This window comes from Mycobacterium sp. (genome assembly GCF_035506235.1).
GTDB lineage: Bacteria > Actinomycetota > Actinomycetes > Mycobacteriales > Mycobacteriaceae > Mycobacterium.
Genome location: NZ_DATJPU010000026.1, coordinates 18,363 through 40,264, shown reverse-complemented (window position 1 = coordinate 40,264; position 21,902 = coordinate 18,363). Strand labels below are relative to the sequence as shown.

Sequence of the window (21,902 nt, the reverse complement as noted above, 5' to 3'; positions counted from 1 at the left end):
CGGTGCCGGCGCAGACGCCGACCGCCGCGCCGCTTCCGACGGCCGCGCCGCCGCCGGTCGCGGTGAACCCGCGCACCGTCGTCTACAGCGTGACCGGCACGAAACAGCTGCTGGACCTGGTGAACGTCGTCTACACCGATGCCCGGGGCTACCCGCAGACCGACTTCAACGTGTCGCTGCCCTGGTCGAAGGTGGTCGTCCTGAACCCGGGCGTCACGACGGAGTCGGTGGTGGCGACCAGCTTCTACGGCCGGCTCAATTGCGCGATCGTCAATGCCGCCGGCCAACCGGTGGCGGCGTCGGCCAACAACGGCGTCGTGGCGACCTGCACCCGCTGAGCGGGTCAGCTCAGGCCGAGTTCGCGCATCCGCCGGTCGTGCGTCTGCTGTAGACGGTCGAAGAACGCGGTGAGCTGGCCCAGGCCCCCGGGGCCGGACACCACCAGGTCGACCAGCTCGTCGTGCTCGGCCAGCACGTACTGGGCCTGGGTGATCGCCTCGCCGAACAGGCGACGCGACCACAGCGCCAGCCGGCTGCGCTGTTTGCCGCTGGCGGTCACCGCGGCGCGCACCTCGGCGACCACGAACTGCGAGTGCCCGGTCTCCGCCAGCGCCGCGCGCACGACGTCGGCGACCTCGTCGGGCAGCCCATCGGCGATCTCGAGGTACAGGTCGGCGGCCAGCGCGTCGCCCACGTAGGTCTTCACCAGGGCTTCCAGCCAGGTGCTCGGCATCGTCAGCCGGTGGTAATTCTCCAGCGCCGAGACGTACTTCGCCATCGCCGACACCACGTCCACGCCACGGCGTTCCAGCGCGTCGCGCAGCAGCTCGTAGTGCTGCATCTCGGCGGCGGCCATGCTCGCCATCGAGATCCGGCCCCGCAGATCGGGCGCCATGCGCGCCTCGTCGGTCAGCCGGTAGAACGCGGCGACCTCGCCGTAGGCCAAAACGGCGAACAACTCGTTGACGCCGGGGTGATCCGCCGACAGCCGAGAAGTGGTCGAAGCGTCCACCTGGTCGGCGTGGGAGGGCCCGGAAAGGGGCGGGGTCATGGCAACACTGTAGTCGGCGGGATTAGGACAAAATGGGTGCCAGCTTTCGACCAGCTATCATGGACGCAGGTATTGGCTGAATTCCCATTACCGCCAGTACCGGCGAAATGTGCGTGCACAGCTGGCCCAGACCGTTGCAGGGCCGCGACTCGGCGACGTATTCGGAGTCGGAACTCGTGCGCGCGTGACCGCGACAGAGAAACACCGACAGCACCGATACCGTCACCGAAAGGCTTGTCCACCACGTATGACCGCACTTACCAGCACAACTGAACTGACTTTTGCCAAACTCGGCGTTCGCGACGAAATCGTCCGCGCGCTGGCCGAAAAGGGGATCGAACGCCCCTTTGCCATCCAAGAACTGACCCTGCCGATGGCGCTGGCCGGCGACGACGTCATCGGCCAGGCCCGCACCGGCATGGGCAAAACCCTGGCGTTCGGGGTGCCGCTGCTGCAGCGCATCACCGACGGCGCCGCGCTCAGTCCGCTCACCGGCGCCCCACGGGCGCTGGTCGTGGTGCCCACCCGCGAGCTCTGCCTGCAGGTCACCGACGACCTGGCCGCGGCCGCCAGGTACCTGACCGCCGAGGACGGCCGCAAGCTAGCGGTGGTGTCCATTTACGGCGGCCGCGCCTACGAACCGCAGATCGATGCGCTGCGCACCGGCGCCGACGTCGTGGTGGGCACCCCCGGCCGGCTGCTCGACCTGTGCCAGCAGGGGCACCTGCAGTTGGGCGGGCTGTCGGCGCTGGTGCTCGACGAGGCCGACGAGATGCTCGACCTGGGGTTCCTCCCCGACATCGAGCGCATCCTGCGCCAGATCCCCGCCGAACGGCAGTCGATGCTGTTCTCGGCGACGATGCCGGACCCGATCATCACGCTGGCCCGCACCTTCATGAACCAGCCCACCCACATCCGCGCCGAGGCGCCGCACTCGGCCGCCACTCACGACACCACTGAGCAGTTCGTCTACCGCGCGCACGCACTGGACAAGGTGGAGCTGGTGAGCCGGGTGCTGCAGGCCGAGGGCCGCGGCGCGACGATGATCTTCACCCGCACCAAGCGCACCGCGCAGAAGGTCGCCGACGAACTGGCCGCGCGGGGCTTCAAGGTCGGCGCCGTGCACGGCGACCTGGGTCAGATCGCCCGCGAGAAGGCGCTGAAGGCCTTCCGCACCGGCGACATCGACGTGCTGGTCGCCACCGACGTGGCCGCCCGCGGCATCGACATCGACGACGTCACGCACGTCATCAACTACCAGATCCCCGAGGACGAGCAGGCCTACGTGCACCGGATCGGCCGCACCGGCCGCGCCGGCAAGACCGGCGTCGCGGTCACCCTGGTGGACTGGGACGAGCTGCCCCGCTGGACGATGATCGACAAGGCCCTGGGCCTGCAATCCCCCGACCCCGCCGAGACCTACTCCAGTTCGCCGCACCTGTACGACGAGCTTGGCATCCCCGCCGAGGCGGGCAGCACGATCGGGTCGCCGCGCAAATCCCCGGCCAAACGCCGCGACGCCGACCGCAACGGCCCGACACCGGACAAGCCGGCCCGGAAGCGGTCCGGCACCCGCCGCAGGACCCGCGGCGGCCAGCCGGTCACCGGGCACCCCGCCGGCGCCAACGGTGAAGCCGCCCCGAAGGCGCCGTCTGAGCCGTCTTCCGGCGCGCCCGCGGGTAACGCCGCCCCTCGCCGCCGCCGGCGGCGCCGCAAGCCGGCCTCGGAAACGACCGCAGCCACCGCCGCCACCTCGAACTGAGGCCCGCGCCGCCGCATGGTCAGACCGGAACGCCGGACCAAGGGCGACGTCCTGGCCGCCGCGGCCATCGCGGTCGTCGTCGCCCTGGGGGCGGCGTTGATCTGGTGGACCAGCGACGCCAGGGCCACCGTCAGCCGTCCGGCGGCGATTCCGGCGCCCGCCCCGACCCCCGCCCGGGAAGTCCCGGCCACGCTCAAGCAGCTGTGGACCGCACGCAGCCCCGGCACCACCGCGCCGGTCGTGGTGAGCGGCACGATCGCCACGGCGGACGGCCGCCGGGTCGACGGGCGAGACCCGGGCACGGGTCGGTCCCGCTGGAGCTACGCCCGCGACAGCGAGCTGTGTGGCGTGTCCTGGGTCTACCACTACGCCGTCGCCGTCTTCAAAGACGACCGCGGCTGCGGTCAGGTCAGCACCCTCGACGGGTCCACGGGGCGGCGCGGGGCCGCCCGCAGCGGCTACGCCGACCCGCGCGTGCGGCTTTCCTCCGACGGCACCACGGTGTTGTCGGTGGGCGACACCCGGCTCGAGCTGTGGCGCTCGGACATGGTCCGGATGCTGGCCTATGGCGAGACCGACGCCAGGGTGAAACCGTCGGCGCGGGGACCGCACTCGGGGTGCCGGCTGATCTCGGCAGCGGCCAGCTCGTCGGCGGTTTCGGTGCTGGAGAGCTGCGCGCACCAGGCCGACCTGCGGCTGGTCCTGTTGCGCCCCGCCAAGGAAGACGACGAACCCCAACAACACGTCGTCGCCGAGCCCGGGATCGGGGCGGACTCGGGCGCCCGGGTGCTCGCCGTGTGGGAGAACAACACCGCGGTGTATCTGCCCGGTAATTCCGGCACGCGGCCGAGGGTCGAGGTGGTCGACGACACCGGCACCACCGTGGCGAGCACGCTGCTGCCCGGGCCGCCGTCGAGCTCGGCGGCGGTGTCGCAGACGGGCAACCTGGTTACCTGGTGGACCGGCGACTCCCTCATGGTGTTCGACGCGAACAACATGACCCTGCGCTACACGATCGCCAAGGGCGAGACGACCGCACCGCTGGGACCCGGCGTGATGATGGCCGGCCGGCTGCTGGTGCCGGTCACCGGCGCGATCGGGGTCTACGACCCCCTCAGCGGCACGAACGAACGCTACATCCCGGTGAACCGGGCGCCGGGCGATGCGGCGGTGGTCCCGGCCGTTTCGGGATCGCGGGTGTTCGAGCAGCGCGGCGACACGGTGGTGGCGCTGGGCTGAGGGCCACTAGGCGGCCGAGCAGTCACAAAAGCCCCCGACACGCCGTGCGCTCAGGCGCTTTTATGTTCCCCCGCAAGCGGGAGGTGCCCCCAGCTCGCGCGGTGTAGCTACACCTCGACGGCGAATGTCGGCAACGGTTTGCCGGTCTTCCAGTGCTTGATCAACGCCTTCGCCAGCTCGCTGTAGGCCACGGCACCCTTGTTCTTGCGCCCGGCCATCACCGATGAGCCCGAGGCGCTGGCCTCGGCGAAGCGCACCGTGCGCGGGATCGGCGGGGCCAGCACCGGCAGGTCGTAGCGGTCGGCGACGTCGAGCAACACGTCCCGGGTGTGGGTGGTGCGGGAGTCGTACAGCGTCGGCAGGGCGCCCAGCAGCCGCAGCTCCGGGTTGGTGATCTGCTGGACGTCGGCCACCGTGCGCAGGAACTGGCCGACGCCGCGGTGGGCGAGCGTCTCGCACTGCAGCGGCACGATGACCTCGTCGGCGGCCGTCAGCCCGTTGAGGGTGAGCACGCCCAGCGATGGCGGGCAGTCGACGACGACCACATCGAACTGGTCGGAGAGCTTGGCCAGCCCGCGCTTCAGCGCGTACTCGCGGCCGGCCCGCATCAGCAGCATCGCCTCGGCGCCCGCGAGGTCGATGTTGGCCGGCAGCAGCGTCATTCCCTCCATCGTGGTCACCAGCGCGGCGTTCGGCTCGACCTCGCCGAGCAGGACCTCGTGCACGGACACCGGCAGCTTGTCGGGATCCTGACCGAGCGAGAAGGTCAAACAGCCCTGCGGATCCAGGTCGACGAGCAGCACGCGCCGGCCTTCGTCCGCCATCGCCGCGCCCAGCGAGGCGACCGTCGTCGTCTTGGCGACGCCGCCCTTCTGATTGGCCACCGCCAGTACCCGGGTCTTGCTCACAAGCGCCCGCCCCTTCACATCGCCACACCTTCTACAGTGCCCATCCTGGCATGTTCGATCGCCGTGCGCGTCAGGCAGCGACTCCAGCGGGGTGCTGGCGTGTCGTCGGGCAGAATCGGTCGGCATGGGCATGCACAACCACCGACTGGTTCTCCTGCGCCACGGCGAAACCGAATGGTCCAAGTCAGGCCGGCACACGGGTCGCACCGATATCGACCTCACCGACAACGGCCGCGTTCAGGCCGAACTGGCCGGCCGCGTGCTGAGTGAACTGAATTTGGACCACCCGCTCATCATCAGCAGCCCGCGTCGGCGCGCCATGACGACGGCCAAGCTGGCCGGGCTCACCATCGACGAGGTGTCGCCCCTGCTCGCCGAATGGGATTACGGCGCCTACGAGGGGTTGACGACCCCGGAGATCCGCGAAACCGACCCCGATTGGCTGGTCTGGACGCACGGATGCCCCGAGGGCGAAAGCGTGAAGCAGGTCAGCGATCGCGCCGACCGCGCCGTCGCGTTGGCGCTGGAGCACATGACCTCGCGTGACGTGTTGTTCGTGGGACATAGCCACTTCTCCCGCTCGGTGATCACGCGGTGGGTCGAGCTGCCGCTGGTCGAGGGCAGCCGCTTCTGGATGCTCGCCGGTTCGATCGCGGTGTGCGGGTTCGAGCACGGCGTGCGGCAGCTGGCCGCGCTCGGGTTGACCGGCCAGCCGCAGGCGATCGCACCGGGGTGAGCAACGCCGAACCGCCGTTCGCGCTGTGCGGACCGCGCCGGACCCTGGTTGCCGACGGGATGCGCGCGGGCTACCGCGATATCGGGGCGGCCCAGGCCGCGCTGCGCTCGGGTGCGGCCCCAATAGTGTTGGGCGCGTTGCCTTTCGACATGAGCGGGCCCGCGGCCTTGCTCGTCCCGGGCGCCGTGAGTTCCACCGACGGGCCGCCCGATTGGCCGACGGGTCCGCTGCCACCGGTGCGTGTCGCCGCCGCCATGCCGCCGCCGGCCGACTACCGCGACCGGATCAGCCGCGCGCGAGACGCGCTGGCCGCATCGGACAACCCCCTGCACAAGGTGGTGCTGGCGCGCGCGCTGCGACTGGTCGCCGACGCTCCACTGGATGCCCGCGCCGTCCTGCGCCGCCTCGTCGCGGCCGACCCGGCCGCCTACGGCTACCTCGTCGACCTGACCGTCGCCGGCGGCGACTACGCGGGCATGGCGCTGGTGGGCGCCACCCCCGAACTTCTGGTCGCGCGCAGCGGTGACCGCGTGGTGTGCCAGCCGTTCGCCGGGTCGGCCCCGCGCGCCGCCGACCCGGAAGTCGACGCCGCCAACGGCGCCACGCTGGCCGCCTCGGCCAAGGACCGCCACGAGCATCGGCTGGTGATCGACACCATGCGCGCCGCGTTGGAACCCCTGTGCGACGAACTGACCATCGCTTCGGAACCGCAGCTGAGCCGCACCGCGGCGGTGTGGCATCTGTGCACGCCGATCAGCGGCCGGCTGCGCGACAAGTCAATTACCGCAATCGATTTGGCGTTGGCGCTGCACCCCACCCCGGCGGTCGGCGGTGTTCCGACGAAGGCCGCCACCGAGCTCATCGCCGAGTTGGAGGGCGACCGCGGTTTCTATGCCGGCGCGGTGGGCTGGTGCGACGCCGGCGGCGACGGCCGCTGGGTCGTGTCCATCCGCTGTGCGCAGCTGTCGGCGGACCGCCGCACCGCAGTGGCGCGCGCGGGTGGCGGCATCGTCGCCGAATCCGATCCCGATGCCGAAGTCGCGGAAACCACAACGAAATTCGCCACAATCCTGAACGCGCTGGAAGTCGAGCGATGACGAAAAACATCCGCCGCGCCATACCGGAAGACGCCGCCGATATTACCGGCATGATCCACGCGCTGGCCGAATTCGAACGTGCCGCCGAGCAATGCACGGTCACCGAAGCGCAAATTTGCACAGCGCTTTTCGGTAATTCACCGACCGTGCACGGGCACGTTGCCGAAGTCGACGGCGAGGTCGCCGCCATGGCGCTGTGGTTCGTCAACTTCTCCACCTGGGACGGTGTCGCGGGCATCTACCTCGAAGACCTGTTCGTACGGCCGGGCTTTCGCCGCCACGGCCTGGCCCGTGCCCTGCTGACGGCGCTGGCCCGCGAATGCCTCGACAACGGTTACACGCGGTTGTCGTGGGCGGTGCTGAACTGGAACGCCGACGCGATCGCGCTGTACGACGGCGTCGGCGCCGCGCCGCAGCGCGAGTGGACCACCTATCGGGTGTCCGGCCCGCGGTTGGCCGAACTGGCGGGACCTCCCTGATCGCGGCCGGCGGCCCAGCGCACGGCCGGCGGACTGAACAGCAGGACCAGCACCGTGGCCGCCAGGACGCCCACGGGGATCCCGAAGGCCGGCCGGTGCGAGCCGGCCGCGAGGTACCACGCCACCGGAAGCAACAGCAGCTGGGTGAAGACCCCCAGCCCACGGCCCCAGCGCCTGCCGAGCGCCAGCGCGCGCCCGGCGGCCAGCACCACGCCGCCGACCAGAACGAACCAGACCGCCGTGCCCTGGGGGTACCACCCGCTTGCCGGGGAGCCGTTGACCACGCGCTGGTCGGCCCCCCCGATGCCCCGCACCACCAGCGCCACGGCCACCACCAGCGCGGCCACGCCCTGCACCGCGACGATCAGGCCCGCCGCGCGGACCGCGGCCGGAGGGGGTGGCGGATTCACAGCGTCAGCGTAGTCAGCGGCGCTTGCCCCAAAGCGGGCCCTTAGCCGCCCCGCACCGTCCATCGCGCTGCTTCTCCTCACGCCGCCCAGCGGCGTGCATCGTCGCACCGCATAAGCTCGTGGCTCATGCGCGCCGTGCTGATCGTGAACCCAACAGCCACTTCCACCACTCCGGCCGGCCGCGACCTGCTTGCGCACGCGCTCAAGAGCCGCCTGCAGCTCGCCGTCGAGCACACCACCCACCGCGGTCACGGTGCGGAACTCGCCCAACGGGCAGTTGACGACGGCCTCGACCTGGTCGTCGTCCACGGCGGCGACGGCACGGTCAGCGGGGTGGTCAACGGGATGCTGGGCCGGCCCGGGTCCGCGCCGGCGCGACCGGTGCCCGCGCTCGCGGTGGTCCCCGGTGGGTCGGCGAACGTGCTGGCCCGCTCGCTGGGCATTTCCCCGGACCCGGTCGCCGCCACCAACCAGCTCATCCAGCTGCTCGACGACTACTGCCGCCACCAGACCTGGCGGCGGATCAGCCTGATCGACTGCGGCGAGCGGTGGGCGGTGATCAATGCCGGAATGGGCGTCGATGCCGAGGTCGTCGCCGCGGTGGAAGCCCAGCGGAACAAGGGCGTCAAGGTCAACGCGTTGCGCTATTGGCGCGTGGCGATACCCGTCACCGTGGCCTTCAGCCGCCGCGAACCCACGCTGACCGTCGAGTTGGCCGGCCGCGAACCCGTCGGAGGCGTGCACTTCGCCTGGGTGTCCAACACCACCCCATGGACCTACAGCAACAGCCGGCCGTTGGTGACCAACCCGGGCTGCAGCTTCGAGTCGGGACTCGGGGTGTTCGCGCTCACCGACATGAAGGTGATTCCCACGCTGCGGCTGGTCGCCCAGCTCCTCGGCAAGGGGCCCAAGGGCGAGCCCAAACAACTCATCCGCGACGACGACGCGCCCTGCGTGCGGGTGACCGCGACCGGGGACCCGGTCGCCAGCCAGTTCGACGGCGATTACCTGGGCCTGCGCCAATCGATGACGTTCAGGTCGGTTCCCGATGCGCTGCCGGTGGTCGCGCCCCCGGCAAAAACTATCGCTGACCTGGGGTGACGTGACGGCCCGGAAAATCTTTCGCCAGAAGCGGCCCGCTAGTGTAGTACAACGGAGTAAGGGCCTGACTAAGAAATCGGTGAAGTGAGATAGGCCACGAGGTTACTCACACTATTGACATCTGTTGGGCCTGTGAAACGATCGGAAGGTTGCATGCAGAAATTTACGTAGGGGTGCGGACCCTTTCTTTGTGCACGCGTTAACAACGAAGAAAAATGGCCGTGCGCCTTGCTGCGCACTCAGTGAGGAGTAATTACTTATGGATTGGCGCCACAAGGCGGTCTGTCGCGACGAGGACCCGGAGCTGTTCTTCCCGGTTGGGAACAGCGGCCCGGCGCTCGCGCAGATCGCTGACGCGAAACTGGTCTGCAATCGGTGCCCGGTGACCACGGATTGCCTGTCCTGGGCCCTCAACACCGGCCAGGACTCGGGCGTCTGGGGAGGCATGAGCGAAGACGAGCGGCGCGCACTCAAGCGTCGCAACGCCCGGACGAAGGCCCGTAGCGGAGTCTGACCGCAGGATCGCTGACAGTGCGGCCCCGACCATTGTCGGGGCCGCACTGTTGCGTACGCAGGGCCGTTACAGCAACAACCTGGTCCGGCGGCCGATCGGCACCCGCAAAACCACGTCGGTGCCGCGGGCGGCGGCGTGCCGCATCCCCAGCGTGCCGTCCAGTTCCGCCGACACCAGGGTCCGCACGATCTGCAGGCCGAGGCTGTCGGAGTTGTCCAGGCTGAATCCTTCCGGCAGTCCGCGCCCGTCGTCGTGCACGACGACGTCGAGCCAGCGGGCCGAGCGCTCGGCGCGAATGGTCACCGAGCCCTCCTGGGCCGTCGGATCGAACGCGTGCTCGATGGCGTTCTGCACGAGTTCGGTGATCACCATGATCAGGGCAGTCGCACGGTCGGAGTCGAGCACGCCGAGGTCACCGACCCGGTTGATCCGGATCGGCCGGTCCACCGACGCCACGTCGTTCATGATCGGCAGGATCCGGTCGATGACCTCGTCGAGATTCACCTGCTCGTCCACCGACATCGACAGCGCGTCGTGCACCAACGCGATCGACGACACGCGACGCACCGACTCGATCAGCGCTTCCCGCCCTTCGGCGTTGGCGGTGCGCCGCGCCTGCAGACGCAGCAGCGCCGCCACCGTCTGCAGGTTGTTCTTCACCCGGTGGTGGATTTCGCGGATGGTGGCGTCCTTGGAGATCAGGGCCCGGTCGCGGCGCTTGACCTCCGTGATGTCGCGGATCAGCACCGCGGCACCGGCGCTGGCGCCATGGACCACCAACGGCAGCGTCCGCAGCAACACCGTGGCACCGCCGGCGTCGACCTCCATCCGCATGCTCCTCCCGCCGGCCAGCAGGTCCCGCACATGCTCGGCCACCTCCTGCGCCTCGAACGGGTCGGAGATCAGCGGCCGCGTCACGTCGATGAGATGCTGGCCCTCCAACTCCGACGTCAGACCCATCCGGTGGTAGGCCGACAGCGCGTTGGGGCTGGCGTAGGCGACGACGCCGTCGACGTCGAGGCGGATGAAGCCGTCGCCAGCCCGCGGGGTGGAGCGCGACATGACGACGTCCCCGACGTCGGGAAAGGTGCCCTCGGCGAGCATCTGCACGAGGTCCATAGCGCATTCGCGGTAGGCGGTCTCCAGCTGGCCGGGCGTGCGGTCGGCCGCTTCCGCGGTCTGATGCCGCGTCACCACCGCCACCACGTGGCCGCCGTACCGCACCGGGGAGGCCGTGACGTGCGGGCCGGGCAGTGGCCACGAATGTTCTTGGCCCCCGGCGTCTTCCGGTGCCGCGGCGCCGGCCTCGAACGTCTCGTTGACGAGCGGCAGCCGGTCGGCGGCGACGACCGTCCCCACCGCATCGGTTTGCAGAACCGTGGGCGCGGTATTCGGACGGCACTGCGCCACGCACACCAGCACCCCGTCGTCGCGCCGAACCCACATCAGGTAGTCGGCGAAGGACAGGTCGGCCAGCAGCTGCCACTCCCCCACCACCGCGTGCAGGTGGTCGACCGCGTTGCCCGGCAGCATCGTGTGTTCGGCAAGCAGGTCACCGAGCGTGGACATCGATTACTCCCGCGTCGTTTCCCGGCGGTAGCTGCGAACGGTGCGAACTTCTTTCGGGCTAGCTGATCACGGCGATGAGGTCGCCCGCCTGAATGACATCGCCCACCGCCACACTCACCTTGCTGATCGTGCCGTCGACCTCGGCCAGCACGGGGATCTCCATCTTCATCGACTCCAGGAGCACCACGATGTCGCCCTTGCCGATCGGGTCACCCTCGCTGACAACAACCTCGAGCACGCTGGCCACGATCTCGGCGCGAACATCCTCCGCCATCTTCACCCCACTCGTCCCGGGCCATTTGCGCATGCTGGCTGCTGGTGCATCAACGTCATGTCTATCGAACCACAGGACCGGCCGGGACCGCGGGACGCGGGCCTCGGACGGGCCCGGGCCGGGGCGTACGGCCCGCCGTGAGACACTGTGAGGCAGGCTAACGGGCGCCGGGCGCCCGTTTTCGACGAAGCAATCACGGAGGATGACGATGGCCAAGCGTGGCCGGAAGAAGCGCGACCGCAAGTACAGCAAGGCCAACCACGGCAAGCGGCCGAATTCCTAGCCGGGGGACTACTCCCCTCCGCGGATGATGGTGGTCCGGCGGATTTCCAGCCTGAGGCGTTCCTTCAGGCCCTCGGGGGCTTTCTCGCCTGTGCATTTCGTCGCGATCAGGGCCTTGAGCCGCTCCTCGATCCCGTAATGCTGGAAGCATCCCGGGCATGCCTCGAGATGCTGGCGCAGCCGCTCCTTGGCCTCCGGCGTGCACTCGCCGTCGAGCAGGGTCCATACCTCGGCGATCACCTCGGCACAGCCGAGGCCGTGGGAGTGGCGGTCGTCGGCGCGCGGGTCGGGGGGACCGGCGAACTCGCTCATGACGACACCTCCTCGTGCGCCTGCTGACCGCGGTTGAAACCACGCTCCTTGGCCACGTCGGCCAACAGACCGCGCAGTTGACGCCTGCCGCGGTGCAGCCGTGACATTACCGTCCCGATCGGCGTATCCATGATCTCTGCGATTTCCTTATACGGAAATCCCTCGACGTCGGCGTAGTAGACCGCCATCCGGAACTCCTCCGGCAAGGCCTGCAGCGCCTCCTTGATCTCGTCGTCGGGCAGCGATTCGAGCGCCTCGACCTCCGCCGAACGCAGCCCCGTCGAGGAATGCTCTGCGTTGGACGCCAACTGCCAGTCGGTGATCTCTTCGGTCGGATATTCCGCCGGCTGGCGCTGCCTCTTGCGATAGCTGTTGATATAGGTGTTGGTCAGAATCCGGTACAGCCACGCCTTGAGGTTGGTGCCAGCCCGAAACGAGCGGAATCCCGCGTAGGCCTTCACCATCGTCTCCTGCAGCAGGTCCTCCGCGTCGGCGGGGTTTCGCGTCATGCGCAGCGCGCCGCCGTACAGCTGGTCCAGCAGGGGAATCGCGTCGCGCTCGAAGCGCGCCGTCAGCTCCTCGTCGGTCTCCTCGGGCGGTGCCGGCTCGGGAGCCTCCAACCCCTCTGAACCCCTAGCGCCGTCGATATCGGCCATCTCGATTAACACGGTCCCTTCCGCAGCGGTGTCGCCGGGCGGCACCGGAAGCGCCGCCGAGCTCGCAAGCAGGCGGGTCAACTGCTCCCGCTCGGTGCCACCCAATAGGCACGTCGCCGTTGGCACCAGACTGCTCCTCCCAATCTAGAGGCTGCCCCCGACAGTGTCTGCCCGGGCCTACCGCATCTGCATCAGAAACCGACTTCTTTAACAGCATCAGGCGGCCGGCTCATTCCCGGGCGTGCGGTCCCCGATCCGACCGCGCTCCGGTGGCGTTACTGTGACGCCATGTCGCACGCCACATCCCTCCAAGGCAAGACCATGTTCATCTCCGGTGCCAGTCGCGGCATCGGCCTGGCCATCGCCAAACGCGCAGCGCAGGACGGCGCCAACATCGCCCTGATCGCCAAGACCGCCGAGCCGCACCCGAAGCTGCCGGGGACGGTGTTCACCGCCGCCAAGGAGCTCGAGGAGGCGGGCGGGCAGGCCCTGCCGATCGTCGGGGACGTGCGCGACCCGGAGTCGGTCGAGTCCGCGGTCGCCAAGGCCGTCGAGCAATTCGGCGGCATCGACATCTGCGTCAACAACGCCTCGGCGATCAACCTGGGCTCCATCACCGAGGTGCCGATGAAGCGGTTCGACCTGATGAACGGCATCCAGGTGCGCGGCACGTATGCGGTCTCGCAGGCCTGCATCCCCCACCTGAAGGGCCGGGAGAACCCGCACATCCTGACGCTTTCGCCGCCGGTGCTGCTCGGCAAGGAGTGGCTGAAGCCGACCGCGTACATGATGGCCAAGTTCGGGATGACGTTGTGCGCGTTGGGGATTGCCGAGGAGATGCGCGAGGCGGGCATCGCCTCGAACACGTTGTGGCCGCGCACCTTGGTGGCGACGGCCGCGGTGCAGAACCTGCTCGGCGGGGACGAGGCCATGGCGCGCGCCCGCAAGCCGGAGGTGTACTCCGACGCGGCCTACGTCATCCTCAACAAACCCGCCCGCGAGTACACCGGCAACACCCTGCTGTGCGAGGACGTGCTAGTGGAATCCGGCGTCACCGACCTGTCGGTGTACAACTGCGTGCCGGGTGGGCAGCTCGGCGTCGACTTCTGGGTGGACGGCGTCAACCCGCCGGGCTACACCGGGCCCTGACCCGTCGGTCCGAGCGTGGCGGGCGCCGCGACACCGGCCATCGCGGCACTGGTCCGGGCCGGTGTTCCGCATGAGGTCGTCAAGTTCTCCCACGATCCCCGGGAACCGTCGTTCGGCCTCGAGGCGGTCCACGCGCTGACTCCCGGCGGCATCGCGCCGGAGCAGATCTACAAGACCCTGGTCATCATGGTGCCCAACGGGCTCGCGGTCGCGATACTGCCGGCCTCCGGCCGGCTGTCGCTCAAGGCGGCCGCCGCCGCGCTGGGGGTCGCCAAAGCGAGCATGGCCGAACCCGGGGCCGCGCAGCGGGCCACCGGCTACGTCGTCGGCGCCATTTCGCCGTTCGGGCAGCGCAGGCGGCTGCCCACGGTGGTCGACGCCGGCGCGCTCGCCTGGGAGCGGGTGTACTGCAGCGCCGGCAGGCGCGGGTGGGACGTCGCGGTCGCGCCGCAGGATCTGATCCGGCTGACGGGCGCGGTCACCGCGGACATCCAGGCCTAGATGAGTCAGCGAATGCAGCCCTAGGCTCGTTCGCCCGGTTCCCGCAGGAAGTTCTCGATGACGGGCGCGAGCTCGGTCGCGTTGTGCACGATGTCGATGTGCCCGCCCGCATGCAGGTGCAACAGCGAGTGAGGCAGCAGCGCGTGCATGATGCGCGCGTTGACCACCGGGATGATCGGGTCATCCGTGCCCGCCACGATCAGCGTCTCCTGCCGCAGCGCGGGCAGGGCGAACAGGCTGGTCCACACCGAGCCCGCCAGCAGTTGATGCACGTACCCGACCTTCGATCCGGCGTGCAACTGCCGCACGAACAGTCGCGCCACGTCTTCACCGTGGGCGCGGACGGTGCCGCCGTAGAGATCACCGGAAATGGCCGCGGCGTAATCGGGATCCGAGAACCTGCGCGGCGTGGCCATTTTCGCCAGGACCCACGGGGTGGCGGGCACCATGAGCACGCCGGTGCCGGTCGCCACCAGCACCATGCGCCGGCATCGGCGGGGATTCTGGAAGGCGAACTGCTGCGCCAGCGCGCCGCCCCAGGACAGCCCGAAGATGTCCACCACGCCGATGTCGAGTTGGGACAGCACCCGGCCCAACACCCAGGCCAGGTAGGGAAACCCGTACGGCAGCGGGGATGTCGGCGAGCCCCCGGTACCCGGCACGTCGAACCTGACCACCGTGGTCTCCAGCTGCTCGACCAGTGGATCGAGCACCTCCAGGCTGGCCCCGATGCCGTTGCACAGCACCAGCGGCACGCCCGTTCCCTGGCGTATGTTGATCCGGATCCGCTGCCCACCCGCGCTGAGATAGCGCTCCTCGCCGACCGTGCTCGCCTGCACCACCCGCAGGCGCCTCTGCTGTGGGCTCCGCTTCACTCACTTCTCCATCACATAGCCGCCGGGGGCCGGGCCCAATGGCGGAAGACCCTCGCCGCCAAGCACTTTCGGAGCATCGACCTGCGGGCCGCTGCGCTCGGCGAGCCAGTTCACGTAGTCCGGCCACCAGGAGTCACTCGACTTCTGCGACGACTCTAGCCACTCCTGCGGATCCTCGGCGTCGACCGGCCCGGTCCGGTACGACGACTTCGGGTTGCCCAGCGGGTTGACCAGCGCCGCGATGTGACCGCTGGTGGACAGCACGTAGCGGTTGTCCTTGCTGCCGAGCAGTCGGGCGCTGCGGTAGGTCGCCTGCCACGGGGAGATGTGGTCGGCGACGCCGCCGACGACGTACGCGTCGGCGGTCACCTTCCCCAGGTCGACCGGGCTGCCCAGCATGGTGAGCGCGCCAGGGGTGACGAGGGCGTTGCGCTGCGCCATCAGAATCATGTCGCGGTGCAAAGCGGCGGTCATCCGGGTGGTGTCGGCGTTCCAGAACAAGACGTCGAACGCCGCCGGCTTGCGGCCCTGCACGTAGTTGTTCACCCAGTACCGCCAGACCAGGTCGGTGGGCCGCAGCCACGCGAACATCTCCGCCATGTCGCGCCCGTCCAGGTAGCCCTTCCGGTTCGAGACGCGGATGGCCGCCTGGGCCGCGCGGTCGCTCATCATGGCGGCCGTGAAACCGGCCCGCGTCTCGTCCAGCACGGTGACCGACAGGTTCAGGCCGCCGACCCGGTCGCCCTCCCCGATGTCGGCCAGGTGGGCCGCCGTCATCGCGGCCAGGATGCCGCCTGAGCAGGTGGCGAACAGGTGGGTGCTGTCGGTCCGGGCGATCTTCTGCACCGCGTCCATGGCCTCGACGAGCGCGGCACCGTACGCGTCGAAGCCCCAATCCCGGTGCCGCTTTTGCGGATTGCGCCAGGAGATGGCGAAGACCTGTTGCCCCTGCTGGACGAAGTACTCGATCAGGCTGCGCCCGGGCGCGATGTCCATGATGTAGAACTTGTTGATCACCGGCGGCACCATGAGCAACGGGATCGCATTCACTCTCGTTGTCTGCGGGGCGTATTGGATCAACTCGAACATCGAGGTCTGCAGCACCACCGCCCCCTTGGTGACGGCCACAGTCTCGCCCACGACGAAAGCGTCCGGCTCCACCATCGCGGGAACCCGCGGCTTCGAAACCATGTCCCGGACAAAGGCTTTGACACCCCGTACGGCACTGATCCCGCCGGTGTCGATCATCGCCTTCCAGCCCAGCGGGCTGATCAGCGGGTTGTTGCTCGGCGCCAGACCCTCCACGACGTTGTCGAGGACGAATTGCATCCGCTGGTTGTCGCGCCAATCCAACTCGGCATCGGCGAGCAACCCTTCGGCGGCCTCGCCGGCCGCCAGATACGCCTGCATGATCCGGTGCAGCAACGGATTGTCCTGCCAGGCGATGTCACTGAAGCGCTTGTCGGCCCGCGCCGGGACGCGGTGCGAATTGCCCGCGGCGATGGCGCCGAGTTCGCGGGTGAGGGCCGCGGCCCGGCCCGCCACCGCTCCGGGACGCTGCGCGAGGTTGGCGCCGAAGCGCGCCCAGGTCGCGTCGGGCATCATCCGGCTCGCAAACGGTTTGGTGGCACTGCTCAGCAGCAGGTCCAGAGGTGCGGCGAGCTCGTCGCCTTTGGAGTTTTGGGTGACCATGGTTATCGCGTGCTTTCGGTTGTCGGAGCGGTGATTTCACGCTTGAGGACCTTGCCGGTTGGCCCCTTGGGCAGGGTGTCGAGGAGCCAGACCAGACGCGGGTATTTGTAGGCGGCCACCCGCGCCTTGACGTACTCGACCAGCTCGTCGGGCGTCACGGCCGCCCCCTCTTTGAGCGCGACGGCGGCGCCGACCTCCTCGCCGAGGGAGTCGTGCGGGACGCCGACGACGGCGGCCTCGGCCACCGCCGGGTGCTCGTAGAGCACCTCCTCGATCTCGCGGGGATAGACGTTGTACCCGCCGCGGATGATCATGTCCTTGGTCCGGTCGACGATGTAGAAGTAGCCGTCCTCGTCGACGCGACCGACGTCGCCGGTGTTGAGCCAGCCGTCGGGCGTGATGGTGGCCCGGGTGGCCTCCGGCAGGTTCCAGTAGCCCTTCATCACGTTGTGGCCGCGGATCTGGACCTCGCCCGCCTGGCCCTGCGGCACCTCGACGCCGTCGAGGTCGACCACCCGCATCTCGACACCCTCGATCGGGGTGCCGATCGAGCCGGCCTTGCGCGGCCGGTTCGGATGGTTGAACGCCGCCGCGGGGGAGCTCTCGGACAGCCCGTAACCCTCGAGAACCGCGCAGCCGAAAGCCTTTTCGAAGTCGATGAGCACCTGCACCGGCAGCGCCGCACCGCCGGAGACACAGGTCCGCAGACTCTGTGTCGCCCGCGGGGCGGCCTCGTCGGCGACGCTGAGCAGCGCCGAATACATCGTCGGCACCCCCTCGAACACGGTGACGGCGTCGCGCTCGATCACCTCGAGCGCCTTGCGCGGGTCGAACCGCGGGATCAGCGTCAGCATCGCGCCGGCCTGCACCGCGACGTTGAGCCCGCAGGTCAGGCCGAAGACGTGGAAGAGCGGCAGGCACCCCATCACCACATCGTCCGGCCCGATCTCGACCAGGGTGCGGGCGCTGACGTCGGCGTTGCGCCGCAGATTGCCGTGGGTGAGCATGGCGCCCTTGGGCTTACCGGTGGTCCCGGAGGTGTGCAGGAGCACCGCGACGTCCTCGTCGTCGCGCGGTACCGGGGAGCCCTGGGCGGGCAAATCGGCGATGAGGCCGGCCAGCCCGGCGTCGTCAAGGAGCCAGCATTGCGCCCCGGTCTCCGCTGCACCGGCGGTGGCCTCCTCCGCGAAGGCCGGCGTCGCGAACAGGGCCTTGGCACCGCTGTTGGACAGGTAGTAGGCGACCTCCCGGCCCTTGAGCAGGGGGTTCATCGGGACAGCGACGGCGCCGCGGTACATGATGCCGTAGAAGGAAATGGCGAACGCGGGCGTGTTGGGCAGCATCACGCCCACCCGATCCCCCGGCTCGATCCCCGCCCGCTCCAGCAGCGTCGCGACCCGGGCCGCCGCGGTGTCGAACTCGGCGTAGGTGAGCTGCAGGTCGTCACAACGCAGCGCCACGCGTCCTGGGTGACGATTCTTCGACGCGGCGAGATCGGCGCTCAGAGCGGTCATGCGGTGCCTCCGGGAAGTGCTTTTGGTGCGTACTCCAAGCGTGATCCCGACCACCCGTGACCACAATGTCCGCGCAAACAACAGCGGGCCCCGTTCGGTGTGAGCGGTCACATTCGGCGGCGCCGGGGCATAAGGTTTGCGGTATGGGCGTGGCATCGACGAACCGCGGCGTCCGGCATGATGCGGCGGCGGACCCGCACGTCGTCGAGCTCAGCAAGCTGATGATGTCCCGCGCCCCGAAACTGGGACGAACGATGGCCGACCTGCTCTGCCGCGAAATCGACGCCTACCGCGATGGCACCGTCGTCACGAGGGATCAGGTCGCCGAAAGTTGCGCCGCGAACGTGACGTTCATCTTCGACTCGCTCACCGGTGACGCCGATGTCGACGTCTCACCCGCCGAGCGCACCGGCACCGAGCGTGCCCTCGCCGGGGTGCCGCTGCCGGCGGTGATGACGGCCTACCGCATCGGCTTTCGGTTCATGTGGGAGGAAACCCTCGCCGTCGCCCGTGCCGCGAGCATACCCACCGACGCGATCCTGGACGCCACCGCACGAATCTTCTTCGCCCAGGACACCTTCACCCAGGCGATGGCCAGTGCCTACCGCCAACAGCTGACGGCGCAGATCATCGAGCGTGAGGAAGAGCGATCCGCCTTGGTCGAGGCGTTGCTGGCTCACCGGATCACCGACAGGCAAAGCCTTTGGGAGGCAGCGGATTTGCTGCGACTCCCGACATCCGGACCCTACGCCGTGGTGGCGGCCGAGCTGCCCGCGATCGGGCGGCTGGGCTTGCCGGTGATCGAGAACAAGCTGTCCGCCCGGGACATTCGGTCCGCGTGGCGGCTCTTGCCCGACCTGCAGGTGGGCATCGTCGCGCTGAAGGGCCCGAAGTCGGCGAACGCCCTGGACACCCTCATCGAGGTGCTCCGACAGGCCGCGACGGCGCGAGTCGGCATCAGTCCACCGTTCCGGGACCTGGCCGAGACCAGCGACGCATTGCGAATGGCCCGGGTCGCGGTCACCGGCAAGCCCTCCGGCGAGTCGCTGGTTTCCGTGTTCGACGACACCCCGCTCGCCGTCGCGGCGGTCAGCGCCCCGGAAGTGATGGCGAAGATCAAGTCGCTGGTGCTGTCCCGCATCGACGAACTGCCCGCCGAGGAACGCACCATCCTGCTGGACACGTTCCGGGCCTGGGTAGAGGCGGGTGGCTCGGCCAATGGCACCGCGGCGAGGATCTTCTGTCATCCCAACACGGTGCGGCACCGGCTGCGCCGCATCGAGGAGTTGACCGGCCGATCGCTCTCCCGGCCCAAGGACATCGCCGAGCTCTGCCTGGCCTGGGAGGTCGAGCGGCGACTGCCCTAGGCGGCTCCGACTGTCTTTGCCACCTGTTTCGCCTGGTGGCGGAGCTGGAACGCGCTGATGCAGTCCACGATGCCGATGGCGATCAGCCAGCAACCGACGACCAGGGTCAGGATCTCGATCGAGTCGATCGGGTAGATGATCAGCACCACACCGCCGGCGACGATGATGAGACCGGCGAGTATCTGCCAGCCGCGTCCGGGCATTTGATCAAAGGACAGCGCCGCGCCGAGCAGCGAGATCCCGCGAAACACCCAACTGATGCCGATCCACAGGGCCAGGAGCCAGATCGACTCGAGTTTGTCGCGGAAGCAAAAGACCCCGAGCACCACCGAAACCGCACCGGCGATGAAGGCCAACACCCTCATTGCGGCACCCATGTGGACGCCGAAGGCGGCGAACATATAGCCGATCCCGGAGACGATCAGGTAGACGCCGAAAAGGACACCGGCTACCGCCAAGGTCTTACCCGGCCAGACCAGCACGATGATACCGAGTGCGATGGCCACGACGCCGATGAACAGCGTCAATTGCCACGCACTACGTGCCAACTGCTGCAGTGGACGCTCGAAAACAGTGTTGTCGGTAGTTGTCATGTCACTATGATTTGGCATCCCGGGTGTCGAAGGTAAGGGTCTTTAGGACACAATTCGGCAACGCGAACATTGCCCGCACCCCTGGAATAAGCCCATCTGCTGCGGCACTCATTTGTCGCCGGAAGACAACAACCCGTCGCAAGTTCGTCGTTCCGCGACATCGCCGCGCCGGGGTTGGCGCGGTTAAGTTCTGCGACGAACCGATGAATCGATCCTTAAGGGATCGAATTCGCAACCGGCACAACCGATTCGAGTCCGCTCAGCGGGGAAGCGCAGGTCGATGATGTTTGAATCGATGCTGGTGATCATGATTTACATCATGGCCATCTTTACGCCCGTGCTGGTCCCAGCGACCGTCCACGCGGTCCACTTCGTCCGCGAGTTGCGCCAGGGCTACCGGCCGCTGCGACTCCGGGCGGTCGTGCGCGTCCGGCTCCCGCGGTCCGTGGTGTCCCGTCGCGTCGCCGTTCCGGCGCACGGGTGACGTGCGGTCCGCTCATTTCGGCTGCAGTACCGCACTCCCGTACCAGTGACAGGCCAGCAACGCCACCTCTATTTCGAGCCGGTCGGCGCCGATTTCCCGGCCACGCCGGACGACGGCACGGCCCACCCGGTACTTGACCGAGTTGAAGTGCATGTTGAGTTCCTCGGCGGCCAGTTTGTAGCTGGAACCACAGCCCAAAAAGACCCGCAACGTCTCCCGTAGCCTCCCGTCGTTCTCGTTGTCGCTCGCGAGTTCGCCGAGCACGGTGGCCACCCAGTCCCGGATCCCACCCACGTCGCCGCCCAGCCGCGCCACGACGGAGAGCCCGGGGTCGGCGGCGGCGATCACCGTCGGAGCCGACGAATCCGGCCGCTGGGCCACCATCGCGACGCCGCGGGCCTCGACCGCCTCCCGGTGGGAACGGCGGAAGCCCTCGACGCCGGCCCCCCTCGTCCCGATCGCCACGTTCGGCGAATCCTGGCGGGTCAGGGCGAAGCGGCGGACCTTCGCGACGACGTCGGCGGTGTCGGCAACCGCGGCACGAAAGGGCAGCCACGCCCAGGCGCAGCTTTGGTCGGCGGCAACGAGCAGCGGCCCGGCGTCGGCGGCGACGGCTTCGCCCAGATCGCGCAGGAACCGTTGCAGCCGGGCGAGTTCGTCGCCCGCGCCGCCCTGTTCCGGGTACCACATGATGAGGCCCAGGTGGTGCCACCGCAGTGGATAACGGATCGCGGTGCTTGCGGCATCGACGTCGACGGCCTTGTTGGGCGCCAACACTTCCCGCACCCGCATCCCGCGAAGGCTGTTCTGGTTCTCCAGCCATCGTTCGCGTTCGTCTTCATAGACCGCGACGACCTGTTGCGACATCCAGTCGATGTACTCGAACATTGCGGCGCTCATCGCCTCGATCACGGCCACCCGCGCCGAGTCGGGGATGTCGACCGCATGCAGCTCGGCGAAGAACAGCTCGTTCATCCGGCGCTGGCCGAGTCGGTAGGCGCGGACCAGCGCGTTGACCGGCACCCCGTGCTGCGCCAGCCGGCGGGCGTACTCGAGCGCCGCGGTGGGCGCCTCGACGCGCTCGACGGCGATGTCGTAGCGCAAGGCGTGCAGCATCGTGTCCACGTTTCCCTCGACGCTGGCCCCGAGCAGCTCCATGATCCGCGGCTCGTGGGGAAGGTCGGGGATCTGGGCCTCGAGCGCGCGATGAATCTCCGAGGTCACTTCGGCCAGCCTGCCGTGCAGTCGGCCGGCGACCTCGGCGACGCATCCCCGCACCCCGACTCCGGCGTCCGGGGCGTCGAGCTGCGATTTCTTCACCTCAATGACGTTAGACG

The 21,902-nt window shown here is 68.9% G+C and carries 25 protein-coding genes; 13 read left to right on the top strand and 12 right to left on the bottom strand.

The window, feature by feature from the left end:
• Positions 1-338 (top strand): MmpS family transport accessory protein (locus tag VMD50_RS03365; protein WP_325424849.1); only part of this gene is annotated, 338 nt, incomplete at its 5' end.
• 5 nt (positions 339-343) lie between these two features.
• Here VMD50_RS03365 and VMD50_RS03360 read toward each other — a convergent pair.
• A complete protein-coding gene (locus tag VMD50_RS03360; protein WP_325424848.1) occupies positions 344-1,051 on the bottom strand; it encodes a ferritin-like fold-containing protein in 708 nt (235 codons plus the stop codon).
• 247 nt (positions 1,052-1,298) lie between these two features.
• Here VMD50_RS03360 and VMD50_RS03355 point away from each other — a divergent pair, with 247 nt between their 5' ends.
• A complete protein-coding gene (locus VMD50_RS03355) occupies positions 1,299-2,813 on the top strand; it encodes a DEAD/DEAH box helicase (protein ID WP_325424846.1) in 1,515 nt (504 codons plus the stop codon).
• Between the two features lie 15 nt (positions 2,814-2,828).
• On the top strand, positions 2,829-4,052 hold the full coding sequence (locus VMD50_RS03350; protein ID WP_325424844.1) for an Rv3212 family protein: 1,224 nt from the start codon (positions 2,829-2,831) through the stop codon (positions 4,050-4,052).
• A gap of 107 nt (positions 4,053-4,159) precedes the next feature.
• Here VMD50_RS03350 and VMD50_RS03345 read toward each other — a convergent pair whose 3' ends face one another.
• Entirely contained in the window at positions 4,160-4,960 is an 801-nt protein-coding gene (locus VMD50_RS03345) for a ParA family protein (RefSeq protein WP_325424842.1), read from the bottom strand.
• Positions 4,961-5,084: 124 nt separating this feature from the next.
• On the opposite strand from VMD50_RS03345, the gene VMD50_RS03340 reads away from it, so the two are divergent.
• Genes VMD50_RS03340 through VMD50_RS03330 form a run of 3 tightly spaced genes read left to right on the top strand, consistent with a single transcriptional unit; the run spans position 5,085 to position 7,272 of the window.
• Positions 5,085-5,696, top strand: coding sequence for an acid phosphatase (locus VMD50_RS03340; RefSeq protein ID WP_325424840.1), 612 nt, complete (start codon positions 5,085-5,087; stop codon positions 5,694-5,696).
• A gap of 59 nt (positions 5,697-5,755) precedes the next feature.
• Positions 5,756-6,793, top strand: coding sequence for an isochorismate synthase (locus VMD50_RS03335; RefSeq protein ID WP_325424853.1), 1,038 nt, complete (start codon positions 5,756-5,758; stop codon positions 6,791-6,793).
• Positions 6,790-7,272, top strand: coding sequence for a GNAT family N-acetyltransferase (locus VMD50_RS03330; protein WP_325424838.1), 483 nt, complete (start codon positions 6,790-6,792; stop codon positions 7,270-7,272). Before VMD50_RS03335 ends, VMD50_RS03330 begins: the two co-directional genes overlap by 4 nt.
• On the opposite strand, the gene VMD50_RS03325 is transcribed toward VMD50_RS03330, so the two are convergent.
• The gene (locus tag VMD50_RS03325; protein WP_325424836.1) at positions 7,224-7,682 is read right to left on the bottom strand and encodes a hypothetical protein; all 459 of its coding nucleotides are present in this window, start codon (positions 7,680-7,682) and stop codon (positions 7,224-7,226) included. The genes VMD50_RS03330 and VMD50_RS03325 overlap by 49 nt on opposite strands.
• A gap of 126 nt (positions 7,683-7,808) precedes the next feature.
• Between VMD50_RS03325 and VMD50_RS03320 the strand changes: the two genes are divergently transcribed.
• On the top strand, positions 7,809-8,783 hold the full coding sequence (locus tag VMD50_RS03320) for a diacylglycerol/lipid kinase family protein (RefSeq protein WP_325424834.1): 975 nt from the start codon (positions 7,809-7,811) through the stop codon (positions 8,781-8,783).
• A gap of 259 nt (positions 8,784-9,042) precedes the next feature.
• Positions 9,043-9,297 (top strand): transcriptional regulator WhiB1, encoded by a 255-nt coding sequence (gene whiB1 / locus VMD50_RS03315; protein ID WP_007168139.1) that lies wholly within the window; start codon positions 9,043-9,045, stop codon positions 9,295-9,297.
• 66 nt (positions 9,298-9,363) lie between these two features.
• Here the strand turns inward: whiB1 and VMD50_RS03310 are convergent, their stop codons facing one another.
• Both VMD50_RS03310 and VMD50_RS03305 read right to left on the bottom strand, forming a co-directional pair.
• A complete protein-coding gene (locus VMD50_RS03310) occupies positions 9,364-10,866 on the bottom strand; it encodes a sensor histidine kinase (protein WP_325424823.1) in 1,503 nt (500 codons plus the stop codon).
• A 58-nt stretch (positions 10,867-10,924) separates the two neighbouring features.
• On the bottom strand, positions 10,925-11,140 hold the full coding sequence (locus VMD50_RS03305; protein ID WP_325424821.1) for a biotin/lipoyl-binding carrier protein: 216 nt from the start codon (positions 11,138-11,140) through the stop codon (positions 10,925-10,927).
• A 208-nt stretch (positions 11,141-11,348) separates the two neighbouring features.
• On the opposite strand from VMD50_RS03305, the gene VMD50_RS29790 reads away from it, so the two are divergent.
• Positions 11,349-11,423 (top strand): 50S ribosomal protein bL37, encoded by a 75-nt coding sequence (locus VMD50_RS29790; protein ID WP_003416889.1) that lies wholly within the window; start codon positions 11,349-11,351, stop codon positions 11,421-11,423.
• An 8-nt stretch (positions 11,424-11,431) separates the two neighbouring features.
• On the opposite strand, the gene rsrA is transcribed toward VMD50_RS29790, so the two are convergent.
• Both rsrA and VMD50_RS03295 read right to left on the bottom strand, forming a co-directional pair.
• Entirely contained in the window at positions 11,432-11,734 is a 303-nt protein-coding gene (gene rsrA, locus VMD50_RS03300; RefSeq protein ID WP_325424820.1) for a mycothiol system anti-sigma-R factor, read from the bottom strand.
• The gene (locus VMD50_RS03295; RefSeq protein ID WP_325424851.1) at positions 11,731-12,390 is read right to left on the bottom strand and encodes a sigma-70 family RNA polymerase sigma factor; all 660 of its coding nucleotides are present in this window, start codon (positions 12,388-12,390) and stop codon (positions 11,731-11,733) included. Before VMD50_RS03295 ends, rsrA begins: the two co-directional genes overlap by 4 nt.
• Before the next feature lie 288 nt (positions 12,391-12,678).
• Between VMD50_RS03295 and VMD50_RS03290 the strand changes: the two genes are divergently transcribed.
• Positions 12,679-13,539: an SDR family oxidoreductase gene (locus tag VMD50_RS03290; protein WP_325424818.1), complete on the top strand. Its 861-nt coding sequence runs from the start codon at positions 12,679-12,681 to the stop codon at positions 13,537-13,539.
• A 15-nt stretch (positions 13,540-13,554) separates the two neighbouring features.
• Complete coding sequence (locus tag VMD50_RS03285; RefSeq protein ID WP_325424816.1) at positions 13,555-14,040, top strand: aminoacyl-tRNA deacylase; 486 nt, start codon at positions 13,555-13,557, stop codon at positions 14,038-14,040.
• Between the two features lie 20 nt (positions 14,041-14,060).
• Here the strand turns inward: VMD50_RS03285 and VMD50_RS03280 are convergent, their stop codons facing one another.
• The 3 genes from VMD50_RS03280 to VMD50_RS03270 are packed head-to-tail and all read right to left on the bottom strand — an operon-like array spanning position 14,061 to position 18,121.
• Complete coding sequence (locus VMD50_RS03280) at positions 14,061-14,888, bottom strand: alpha/beta fold hydrolase (protein WP_414685987.1); 828 nt, start codon at positions 14,886-14,888, stop codon at positions 14,061-14,063.
• Positions 14,889-14,915: 27 nt separating this feature from the next.
• Positions 14,916-16,607, bottom strand: a complete 1,692-nt coding sequence (locus tag VMD50_RS03275) for a PHA/PHB synthase family protein (protein ID WP_325424812.1) — start codon at positions 16,605-16,607, stop codon at positions 14,916-14,918.
• 2 nt (positions 16,608-16,609) lie between these two features.
• Positions 16,610-18,121: a long-chain-fatty-acid--CoA ligase gene (locus tag VMD50_RS03270; RefSeq protein WP_325424810.1), complete on the bottom strand. Its 1,512-nt coding sequence runs from the start codon at positions 18,119-18,121 to the stop codon at positions 16,610-16,612.
• Between the two features lie 149 nt (positions 18,122-18,270).
• Here VMD50_RS03270 and VMD50_RS03265 point away from each other — a divergent pair, with 149 nt between their 5' ends.
• Positions 18,271-19,488 carry a PucR family transcriptional regulator gene (locus VMD50_RS03265; protein ID WP_325424808.1) on the top strand — a complete coding sequence of 406 codons (1,218 nt, stop codon included), beginning with the start codon at positions 18,271-18,273 and terminating at the stop codon, positions 19,486-19,488.
• On the opposite strand, the gene VMD50_RS03260 is transcribed toward VMD50_RS03265, so the two are convergent.
• Positions 19,485-20,081, bottom strand: a complete 597-nt coding sequence (locus tag VMD50_RS03260; protein WP_325424806.1) for an HdeD family acid-resistance protein — start codon at positions 20,079-20,081, stop codon at positions 19,485-19,487. The two genes, VMD50_RS03265 and VMD50_RS03260, sit on opposite strands and share 4 nt — an antisense overlap.
• Before the next feature lie 280 nt (positions 20,082-20,361).
• On the opposite strand from VMD50_RS03260, the gene VMD50_RS03255 reads away from it, so the two are divergent.
• A complete protein-coding gene (locus VMD50_RS03255) occupies positions 20,362-20,565 on the top strand; it encodes a hypothetical protein (protein WP_325424804.1) in 204 nt (67 codons plus the stop codon).
• Positions 20,566-20,577: 12 nt separating this feature from the next.
• Here VMD50_RS03255 and VMD50_RS03250 read toward each other — a convergent pair whose 3' ends face one another.
• Positions 20,578-21,885 (bottom strand): PucR family transcriptional regulator, encoded by a 1,308-nt coding sequence (locus VMD50_RS03250; RefSeq protein ID WP_325424802.1) that lies wholly within the window; start codon positions 21,883-21,885, stop codon positions 20,578-20,580.
• Positions 21,886-21,902: the final 17 nt, after the last annotated feature.

Excerpts from the sequence above, each read along its gene's own strand:
- VMD50_RS03260 (WP_325424806.1), bottom strand. The coding sequence starts at position 20,081 with ATGACAACTACCGACAACACTGTTTTCGAGCGTCCACTGCAGCAGTTG.
- whiB1 (WP_007168139.1), top strand. The coding sequence starts at position 9,043 with ATGGATTGGCGCCACAAGGCGGTCTGTCGCGACGAGGACCCGGAGCTG.
- VMD50_RS03320 (WP_325424834.1), top strand. The coding sequence starts at position 7,809 with ATGCGCGCCGTGCTGATCGTGAACCCAACAGCCACTTCCACCACTCCG.
- VMD50_RS03340 (WP_325424840.1), top strand. The coding sequence starts at position 5,085 with ATGGGCATGCACAACCACCGACTGGTTCTCCTGCGCCACGGCGAAACC.
- VMD50_RS03290 (WP_325424818.1), top strand. The coding sequence starts at position 12,679 with ATGTCGCACGCCACATCCCTCCAAGGCAAGACCATGTTCATCTCCGGT.
- VMD50_RS03360 (WP_325424848.1), bottom strand. The coding sequence starts at position 1,051 with ATGACCCCGCCCCTTTCCGGGCCCTCCCACGCCGACCAGGTGGACGCT.
- VMD50_RS03275 (WP_325424812.1), bottom strand. The coding sequence starts at position 16,607 with ATGGTCACCCAAAACTCCAAAGGCGACGAGCTCGCCGCACCTCTGGAC.
- VMD50_RS03305 (WP_325424821.1), bottom strand. The coding sequence starts at position 11,140 with ATGGCGGAGGATGTTCGCGCCGAGATCGTGGCCAGCGTGCTCGAGGTT.
- VMD50_RS03310 (WP_325424823.1), bottom strand. The coding sequence starts at position 10,866 with ATGTCCACGCTCGGTGACCTGCTTGCCGAACACACGATGCTGCCGGGC.
- VMD50_RS03330 (WP_325424838.1), top strand. The coding sequence starts at position 6,790 with ATGACGAAAAACATCCGCCGCGCCATACCGGAAGACGCCGCCGATATT.
- VMD50_RS03270 (WP_325424810.1), bottom strand. The coding sequence starts at position 18,121 with ATGACCGCTCTGAGCGCCGATCTCGCCGCGTCGAAGAATCGTCACCCA.
- VMD50_RS03255 (WP_325424804.1), top strand. The coding sequence starts at position 20,362 with ATGATGTTTGAATCGATGCTGGTGATCATGATTTACATCATGGCCATC.
- VMD50_RS03350 (WP_325424844.1), top strand. The coding sequence starts at position 2,829 with ATGGTCAGACCGGAACGCCGGACCAAGGGCGACGTCCTGGCCGCCGCG.
- VMD50_RS03355 (WP_325424846.1), top strand. The coding sequence starts at position 1,299 with ATGACCGCACTTACCAGCACAACTGAACTGACTTTTGCCAAACTCGGC.
- VMD50_RS03295 (WP_325424851.1), bottom strand. The coding sequence starts at position 12,390 with ATGGCCGATATCGACGGCGCTAGGGGTTCAGAGGGGTTGGAGGCTCCC.
- VMD50_RS03335 (WP_325424853.1), top strand. The coding sequence starts at position 5,756 with ATGCGCGCGGGCTACCGCGATATCGGGGCGGCCCAGGCCGCGCTGCGC.
- rsrA (WP_325424820.1), bottom strand. The coding sequence starts at position 11,734 with ATGAGCGAGTTCGCCGGTCCCCCCGACCCGCGCGCCGACGACCGCCAC.